This is a genomic window from Pseudomonas sp. Tn43, from assembly GCF_014192635.1.
Classification (GTDB): Bacteria; Pseudomonadota; Gammaproteobacteria; order Pseudomonadales; family Pseudomonadaceae; genus Aquipseudomonas.
Genome location: NZ_JACHYG010000001.1, coordinates 621356 through 630270 on the forward strand (window position 1 = coordinate 621356; position 8915 = coordinate 630270).

Genomic DNA, 8915 nt, shown 5'->3' on the forward strand with positions numbered 1-8915 from the left:
ACGCTGTGTTTCCCCAGCCGGCGGGAGTCTAATCCAAAAAAAAAAATAAAGGAATAAGATTGATAATAGATCTCATTTGTAATAAATATGCCGCCCTGTATCGCAGACACTACATTTCAGCGGACCACAAACGTAGCCACCTTTGCCGGTTTCCAGGGTCGCCAACGCCCTCCGCCTGACTGATAAAAGATAGAAAAGAGGATGCGCACGGATGACGTCGATCGAACACCTGAGCGAGCGTTTCGAACCCTTGCCCGATGCTCCAGCGGCTGGCCACGAGACAACGTTGCCGGTGCTGATAGAGGCGAAACCGGGACAATCGATCCATGACCTGGACACTTCGATTCGTGCCACCCTGGACCAAGCGCTGACGACTGTCGGTGGCGTCCTGTTTCGCGGTTTCAGCGTGCCCACGCCCATCGATTTCAAGCGCTTCGCCGCCAGTTTCGGCGCACCGCTGGCCAGCTACGAATTCGGCTCCACGCCGCGTAGCAAAGTCTTCGCCGGGGTCTATAGCTCCACCGAATACCCGGCTCATCAATTCATTTCCTTGCACAACGAGCAGGCCTATACCCGGCCGTGGCCTTCGCGCATCTGGTTCCACTGCATCAAGGCCAGTGAAACCGGTGGCGAAACGCCGATTGCCGACAGCCGCCTGATCTACCAGCGCATGCCCACCGAGATCCGCGAGCTGTTTGCCAGCCGCGAGCTTCTCTATGTGCGCAATTACAGCGGCGCGCTGGATCTGCCCTGGCAGAAAGTCTTCAACACCCAAGACCGCGCCCAGGTTGAACGCTACTGCCTGGACAACGACATCGAGTGGGAATGGAAAGCCGATGGCGACCTGCGCACCCGTCAGCGTTGCGCCGCCGTGCTGCAGCATCCCGATAGCGGTGAGTGGGTCTGGTTCAATCAGGCGCATCTGTTCCACGTATCGGCCATTGAACCGGGTGTACGCGCCAGCCTGCTGGCGGCGGTGGGTGAAGCGAACCTGCCACGCCACGTTTACTTCGGCGACGGCTCGGCCATTCCCGACGGTGTGCTGGACACCGTGCGCGAGGTTTACCGCCAAACCGCCATCAGTTTTCCCTGGCAGCCCGGCGACATCCTGATGCTCGACAATCGACTGGTCGCTCACGGCCGCAACCCTTACACCGGTGACCGCAAAGTCATCGTTGCCATGGCGTGAATTGCACATGTTTTCATTCAAACACTGGATCGACGTGCTGCAGGCCAACGCCCTGCACTTCCCGCAGCGTGCGGCCTTGCACTTTTTGCCAGACGGCGTCGAGATCGGCGAAACCCTGACCTTTGCCCAATTGCACGAGCAGTCGCGATCACTGGCAGCAGCGCTGCAATCGCGCTACGCACCGGGCGATCGGGTGTTGTTGATGCTGCCCAGCAGCCTCGACTACGCCCGGGCGTTTTGCGCCTGTTTATATGCCGGCCTGATCGCCGTGCCGCTGTTCCCGCCACCGTCGCGCAAACCGCGCCACCTGGACCGGGTACGCAACGTGGTAGTGGATGCCGAACCCGCGCTGATTCTCGCGCCTGCGGATCATTGCCAGGGTTTGCTGGAACTGGTGGAAGGCCAGGTCGACGTATTGACGGTCCAGGACCTCGGTACGCCGCCGGCCAGTGAGTGGCAACGTCCGGATGTCGACGGTGCGACCGTGGCATTCCTGCAATACACCTCGGGCTCCACCGGCACGCCCAAAGGCGTTGAAGTACGCCAGCGCAACTTGATCGCCAACGTCGAACTGATGCGCCAGGCCTATGGTTTCGATGAGCATGGCGCCATGGTCAACTGGCTGCCGCTGTACCATGACATGGGTCTGATCGGCGGTATGCTGGCCCCGCTTTACAGCGGCATGCCTTGCTACCTGATGGCCTCGCAGACCTTCGTCAACGCACCGTCGACCTGGCTGCAAGCGTTGAGCCGCTACCGCGCCACCGCCAGTTTCGCCCCCAATTTCGCCTATGCCCTGTGCAACCGGGTGGTCAGCGACAACCTCATCGCACAGCTCGACCTCAGCGCCTGGCAACATGCAATCAACGGTGCCGAACCGATCCACCCCGGCACCCTCGAAGCCTTCGCCCAGCGCTTTGCCGCTTGCGGTCTCAACCCGCTGGCAATCAGCCCCGGTTACGGCCAGGCCGAAGCGACGCTGTGTGTCAGTGCCACGCCGGCCGACGCGTTGCCGGTGGTATTGCGCCTGGACAAGGCCGTGCTGGAAACCGGTCGCGCCGTCTTGGCCGCCGCCGATGCCGCTGCCGTGGAGTTCGTCGCCTGCGGTTATCCGCAGGCACTGCACGACATTGCCATCGTCAATCCGCACAATCACCACCGTTGCGCTACTGATCACATCGGTGAAGTCTGGCTGCAAGGCCCGAGCAATGCCGAGGCCTACTGGAAAAACCCCGAAGCCAGCCGCGAGGCTTTCGAAGCGCAAATCGTGGGAGAACCTGGTCATTACCTGCGCTCCGGCGACCTGGGTTTCATGCACGAAGGCCAAGTGGTCATTTGCGGTCGACTCAAGGACTTGCTGATTCTCAACGGCCGCAACCTGTACCCCCACGACATTGAATTCGCCATTACCGATGCCGAGCCGGGCATCCGTACCGGGCGCATCGCCGCCTTCTCGGAAATGGACCCGCTGCTGGGTCGCGAGAAACTGGTGATCGTCGCCGAGCCCCAGCGTAAGTTCGTCGACCCGGCGCGACATCCGGCGCTGTTTGCCTCGATACAAAACGCCGTGCGCGAAGCCGCCGACTGTGGCATCGACCAGATCGTTCTGGTGGAAGCCGGCACCATTCCCATGACCACCAGCGGCAAGATCGCCCGTCAGGGCGCACGCAAGCAATTGGCGGCGGGCACCTTGAGCATCATCGCCCAGAGCGGTGGGCCGATCGCCTCGAACAGCGAAACCCTTGACCTCATTCAACTGAAGCATCTGGTGGGCACTGCGCCGCAACTTGCGCAGGCCGCGTGCCGTCAATGGCTCGAGCAAACCCTGCGCGAGGTCAACCCGTATCTGGCGGCAGACTTCGAACTCAGCCTGATCGGCCTCGGCCTGGACTCCATCAGCGTGGCCGATTTTGCCGCTCGCCTGTACCAGGATCTGGGCTGGAGTCTCGACACCCAAAGCCTGTTCGGCGAACAGACCCTGGCGCAATGGGCGCTGGCCTTGCAGGTTTTCCTGAGCGAGCCATCACCCGCGACCAGCACATCGATCGCACGTGCCAGCGTCAGCCAAAGTCGGCAATCATTTGCGCAAAGTCGCTTGTGGTTCTTGCGCCAATTGAACCCGGACGATACCCGGCACAACCTGGTGTTGCACCTGAGCCTGCAAGGTCCGCTCGACGTCGAAACCCTGGCGTTGCGCCTCAATACCCTGGTCAACCGTCACAGCGTGTTACGCACGGTGTATCGCGATGGTGTCGATGGCCCGCAGCAACAGGTGTTGCCGGCCACCGCCGTACCCCTGACCCGGCACGATTTGCGTGATCAGAGCGAGGCACAGCAACAGCAAACCCTCAGCGACTGCCTGGCCAACGAACACGCCACGCCGGTCGAACTCGAGACAGGGCCGCTGCTGCGCGCGCAGTTGCTCAGCCGCGATGACCAGCGACACGACCTGTTATTGACCCTGCACCACATCGCCTTCGATGGACGTTCGGCGCAAGTGTTGCTGGCCGAACTGGCCGGCTCGGTCACTGACGAACCGCCGGTGCAGTATCTGGATTTCGCCCAATGGGAAGCCGAACACTGGAGCGCCGAACGCATCGCCACCGAACAACAGTTCTGGCGCGAACATCTGGCAACGGTACCGCATACCCTCGAGCTGGGTGGCAGCGGTCAGATCCCCGGCGAACACAGCCTGAACTTCACCCTGCCCCAGGCCACGTGCGAAACCTTGACGGCACTGGCCCGCAAACAAGGCATGACCCTGTTCATGCTGCTGCTGGCCAGCTATCAACTGGTGCTCAAGCAATTGGGTGGGCAACAACAATTTCTGCTGGGCACCGATGTCAGCGGCCGTCCGCTGGCGGAACATAACGACGTCATCGGCTTCTTCGTCAATCAGTTGACCCTGCGCTGTGACCTGCACGGCGAACCGACCCTGGGCGGTTTCCTGGAACGGGTGCGCGATGAGGCGCGACGGGCTTACGCCCACCAAGGCCTGCCTTTCGATCTGGTGGTGTCGGCGCTTGCACCGCAGCGCCGCCCCGGTCACTCGCCGCTGTTCCAGGTCAAGCTCAACTATCAACCGTCACGGATAACACCGACCGATATCGCCGGTGCGCACATGAGTGCGCTGGATGTGGCCCAGGCGCCGGGCGATTTACACCTGGTGCTCGATCTGGTGCATGGCGCCACAGGCATTGACGCGACCCTCAAATACCGCGGCGAATACTTCGATCAGGATCGCGCCGTGCGCCTGCAACACCTGTGGACGTACCTGCTGGGCGAGGCCCCAAACCTGCTGGCCGAACCGCTGCCCGCATTGGCCGAACGGCTGGATACCCTCGATCAGGATTTGCAGCGTGAACGCCAACAATCCCAAGCCCTGGCCGGTCGCAGCCAGATGAAGCAAACCAAACGTCGCTCACTGACCCTTTAACCGAGTTGGATGCCTTTATGTCTATCGTGCCCCCACAGTCTCGCGCCCTTGGCGGCGTGCGTCGCAAAGCCATGAACGTCTCGGAACAGCAACTGGTCAGCGAGCGCCTCCTGAGCCCGGACCACGCCTTGCCGCTGGTGATCGAACCGGCGGTCAGCGGCGTCGATCTGGTCGCCTGGGCGACCCGTGAACGCGAGTCCCTGGAGAAAAAACTGCTGCAATACGGCGCCCTGCTGTTTCGCGGGTTCTCGGTGCTGTCCGTGGAGCAATTCGATCAGGTGATTGCCGCCCTCTCCCCTGGCGCACTGGAATACATGTTCCGTGCTTCGCCGCGCACGCGGGTCGGCGGCAACATCTACACCTCGACCGACTACCCGGCCGACCAGATGATTTTCCCCCACAACGAACATTCCTATTCGCCACGCTTCCCGCTGCGGCTGTTCTTCTACTGCCACATCCCGTCCGAGACCGGCGGCGAAACCCCCATCGGCTCGACCCGCGCGGTGAAGGCCAGCATCAGCCCCGAAATTGAAGCGCGGTTCCGTGAAAAAGGCGTGCTGTACGTGCGCAACTACGGCGACGGTTTCGGCCTGCCGTGGCAGACCGTGTTCCAGTCCGAAGACCGCAAAGAGGTGGAAACCTACTGCGCCAGCGTCGGCATCGAAGTGGAATGGAAAGAAAACAACCGCCTGCGTACCCGTCAGCGCGGGCCGGCGGTGGTGCGTCATCCGCGTACCGGTGAAGAAGTCTGGTTCAACCACGCGACCTTCTTCCACATCAGCACCTTGCCCCCGGCGATCCGCGATTCGCTGCAAAGCAACTTCAACGACCTCGACCTGCCAACCAACACCTTTTATGGCGACGGCGAACCGATCGAACCGCACGTACTGGAATCGCTGCGAGCGGCCTACCTCGACTCGCTGGTGCGGTTCAGCTGGCAGCAGGGCGACGTGTTGTTCATCGACAACATGCTCGCAGTGCATGGTCGCGAACCCTTCACCGGCGAACGCGCAATCATGACCGGCATGGCCGAAGCCCTGCTGCAACGCGACGTCGCCGTCTGACCTTTCAAGGGCACATCCGCTGTTTGCAAGAGGCTCACCTGACAACCGGTCAGCGAGCCTCCGCACCTCTGCCATGGCCCAGGTTTAACCCCCATTTTTAGTCGAGTTGAACATGAGCGGACTCCAAGGTTTTCGTATTTCGCCGCAACAGGCCTCTGTATACCCCCACATCAATGGTGCGGCTGAACACCCCTTCAGTTGCCATTTGCAATGGTCACTGTGCCAACCGGTGGATCTGGATGCGCTGAACAGCCGTCTGCTGGCGCTGATAGCCGACAGTGAAATCTTGCGCACGCGCCTGATGCCGGTGCCAGGTTTGCGCCACCCGGTACAGGTGATTCACGACACCGGCGCGCTGCCTGTGGCGGTGCAGGATCTGCGTGAGCACAGCCTCGCCGATCAGGACGCCACACTGGCCAGCCTTGCCGCACAGCCCCGTGACTGGACGACGCCACTGTCCGTGACGCTGGTGCGACTGTCGGACGAACAGTCGGTGCTGGACCTGGCCGCCGTCAGCAGCCACTTCGACCTCGCCAGCCTGCAACTGCTCGCCGCTGCGCTGCTGCAAGACGCCACCCCGGATCTGGCCGAAGCGCTGCAGTATGCCGATTACGCCGAGTGGCGCTGGAGCCTGACAGAAGACGAGCCGAACCATCCCGGCGTGAACTTCTGGAAACCGCTGAGCGAAACCGAACAGCCGGCCTTGCAGCTGTCGCTTGAATCCAGCAGCGGCGACGGGTTTGCCCCGGCGCGAGTGGATCTGGCCTTACCCGCCGACCTCGCCCGCCACCCGGCCCTGACCTCGAACCTGATGCTGACCGCCTGGGCCGCCGTCCTCGGGCGCCTGGCCGGTCAGCAGCAAGTTCCAATCACCCTGGTCCATGAAAGCCGCGGCCCGGAACTGGAAAGCGCGTTGGGCTTGTTCGAGCAGTGCCTGCCGGTGCGCATCGATCTGGATGGCCAGGCGACGCTGCAAGAGCAAAGCCAACATGTCGCGGCCATGGTCGAGCGTACGGTTGGCTGGCAGGACTATTACACCCAGGACCTCAATGGCGGTTACGCCTTTGCCTGGCGTTCGGGCGATGCCCGGGAACGTTTTGCCAGCGCCGTAATGAACCCGGCGAAGGCCTGCCTGAACGTCCGTCAATTGCCCGACAGCCTGTACACCCATGTGATTTACGACCGCCATGCATTAAGCGCCGACGCGGCGGCCTGCCTCGCCGAACAATGGCTGCAACTGTTGCTGGGCGCACTGGCCGAGCCGCCACAAGCCTGGGCTCATCTGCCACTGAGCGGGCCGTTGCAAGCGCAGATTATCGACGCCCGACCGAACCTGCCGCTGATCGAACCGGTGACGCTGGTCGAGCTGATCGCCCGTCAGGTTCATCGGCAGCCGAACGCCATCGCCCTCAGCGACAAGGACGGCGACTTGAGTTACGCCCGCCTCGATGCCTGCGCCACGCATCTGGCTCATCAACTGGTGGCGGCCGGTATCGGTGCAGGCGTGCCCGTAGGCATTCTGTTCGCCCGCAGCAACGCCGCCATTGTCGCCATGCTTGCGGTGTTGAAAGCCGGGGGCGCTTACGTACCGGTTGATCCGACCTACCCGGCGGATCGTCGCGCCTACATGCTCGCCGACAGCACCATTGCGCACATCGTGGTCAGCGCGGAGTTAGCCGACAGCGTGCCCGCCACACTGCAACGCTTCGTGCTCGACGACCTGACGGCGCCCGAGTCCAGCGACCTGCCACCACTGCCCTTGCCAGGCGCGGACGACCTGGCGTATCTGATTTACACCTCAGGTTCCACCGGCGCACCGAAAGCCGTGGAAATCAGCCACAGTGCGTTGAGCTTCTCCACCCAGGTGCGCATGGCCTCCTATGAGACGCCGGTGCGCGCTTATTTGTTGTTGTCCTCGTTTGCCTTCGACAGCTCGGTCGCCGGGATTTTCTGGACACTGGCCCAGGGCGGGCGTCTGGTATTGCCGGCGACCGGCGAAGAACTGGAGATGTCCCGTCTGGCCCAGTTGATTGCCCGGCATCGGGTCAGTCACGGTCTGTCGCTGCCGTCGCTCTATCAAGCCCTGCTCGATCCACTGCAACGCGCCGAAAGTACCGACAGCCTCGAGTGCTGGATTGTTGCCGGTGAAGCCTGCCCGCCGTCGTTGATCGCCCAGCACAGCAAGACCTTGCCGAAGGCGCGACTGGTGAACGAATACGGCCCCACCGAAGCCACGGTCTGGGCCACTTATGAAGTGCTGGACCCGAGCCGGACATTGACCATTGGCCGGCCGATTGCCGGCATGGATCTGCGTGTGCTGAATGAACACGGCATCAGCAGCGGCATCGGCGAACCGGGGGAAATCGTTCTCGCCGGCCCAACCCTGGCCCGCGGTTATCGCAACAAACCCGAAGAAACCGCCAAAGCCTTCGTCACGCTCGCCGACGGCACCCGCGCCTACCGCACGGGCGACCTGGCCTGCTGGCTGGCGGATGGGCGCCTGACGTTCCTCGGCCGCAAAGACCATCAGGTCAAGTTGCGCGGCTACCGCATCGAACTCGGGGAAATCGAGCGTCAACTGTGCAGCCACAGCGACGTGCGCGAAGCCGCGGTGATCGTGCAAGAACACGCCGCCGGCAAGCGTCTGCTGGCTTACATCGTGGCCGCCCATGGTTATGCGCCGGACTCGGAAGCGATCAAGCGTTTCCTCGGTGAACGCCTGCCCTCGTACATGGTGCCGGCCCGGGTGCTGACCCTGACGACGTTCCCGCGCACCCCCAACGGCAAGCTCGACACCCGCCAGTTGCCCGACCCGGATCAGTTCGACGAAAGCGCCCACGTGGCGCCGCGCAATGCAATGGAAACCTCCCTGCAAGCCATCGTCGCCAAGGTCCTGAAACTGCCGACCGTGAGCGTCACCGAGAACTTTTTCGCCATTGGCGGCGATTCGATCCTGAGCCTGCAAGTGGTGGCCCAGGCCCACGAGCAAGGCATCGCGCTCTCGGCCAAGCATGTCTTCGAGCACCAGACCATCGCCGCCATGGCTGAAGTCGCCCAGCCCGTGACCGCCAACAGTGCGCCGCCTGAAGCCCAGAGCACCGAGTTCAGCGCTTCGGGCCTGTCCGATGACGAGATGCAGGCGCTGATGGCTGAACTCGACGAGAACGAATTTTGATCGGCTGCCCACCTCGCCACATCGTCGCCCCTTTTTTTGCAGGACGTTTTC

4 protein-coding genes are annotated in these 8915 nt (G+C 62.6%); all 4 read left to right on the forward strand.

Annotated features, from left to right (window positions below; genetic code table 11):
- Nucleotides 1-211 precede the first annotated feature (211 nt).
- The 4 genes from FHW68_RS02750 to FHW68_RS02765 all read left to right on the forward strand — a co-directional run bounded on the left by FHW68_RS02750 (nt 212) and on the right by FHW68_RS02765 (nt 8864).
- A complete protein-coding gene (locus tag FHW68_RS02750; protein ID WP_183678620.1) occupies nt 212-1189 on the forward strand; it encodes a TauD/TfdA family dioxygenase in 978 nt (325 codons plus the stop codon).
- Nucleotides 1190-1196: 7 nt separating this feature from the next.
- The gene (locus tag FHW68_RS02755) at nt 1197-4625 is read left to right on the forward strand and encodes a condensation domain-containing protein (RefSeq protein WP_183678622.1); all 3429 of its coding nucleotides are present in this window, start codon (nt 1197-1199) and stop codon (nt 4623-4625) included.
- 17 nt (nt 4626-4642) lie between these two features.
- On the forward strand, nt 4643-5689 hold the full coding sequence (locus tag FHW68_RS02760; RefSeq protein WP_183678624.1) for a TauD/TfdA family dioxygenase: 1047 nt from the start codon (nt 4643-4645) through the stop codon (nt 5687-5689).
- A gap of 112 nt (nt 5690-5801) precedes the next feature.
- Entirely contained in the window at nt 5802-8864 is a 3063-nt protein-coding gene (locus FHW68_RS02765) for an amino acid adenylation domain-containing protein (protein WP_183678627.1), read from the forward strand.
- Nucleotides 8865-8915: the final 51 nt, after the last annotated feature.

What these genes read in the sequence shown, in the direction of transcription:
- FHW68_RS02750 (WP_183678620.1), top strand. Translation starts at nt 212, where the DNA reads ATGACGTCGATCGAACACCTGAGCGAGCGTTTCGAACCCTTGCCCGAT.
- FHW68_RS02755 (WP_183678622.1), top strand. Translation starts at nt 1,197, where the DNA reads ATGTTTTCATTCAAACACTGGATCGACGTGCTGCAGGCCAACGCCCTG.
- FHW68_RS02760 (WP_183678624.1), top strand. Translation starts at nt 4,643, where the DNA reads ATGTCTATCGTGCCCCCACAGTCTCGCGCCCTTGGCGGCGTGCGTCGC.
- FHW68_RS02765 (WP_183678627.1), top strand. Translation starts at nt 5,802, where the DNA reads ATGAGCGGACTCCAAGGTTTTCGTATTTCGCCGCAACAGGCCTCTGTA.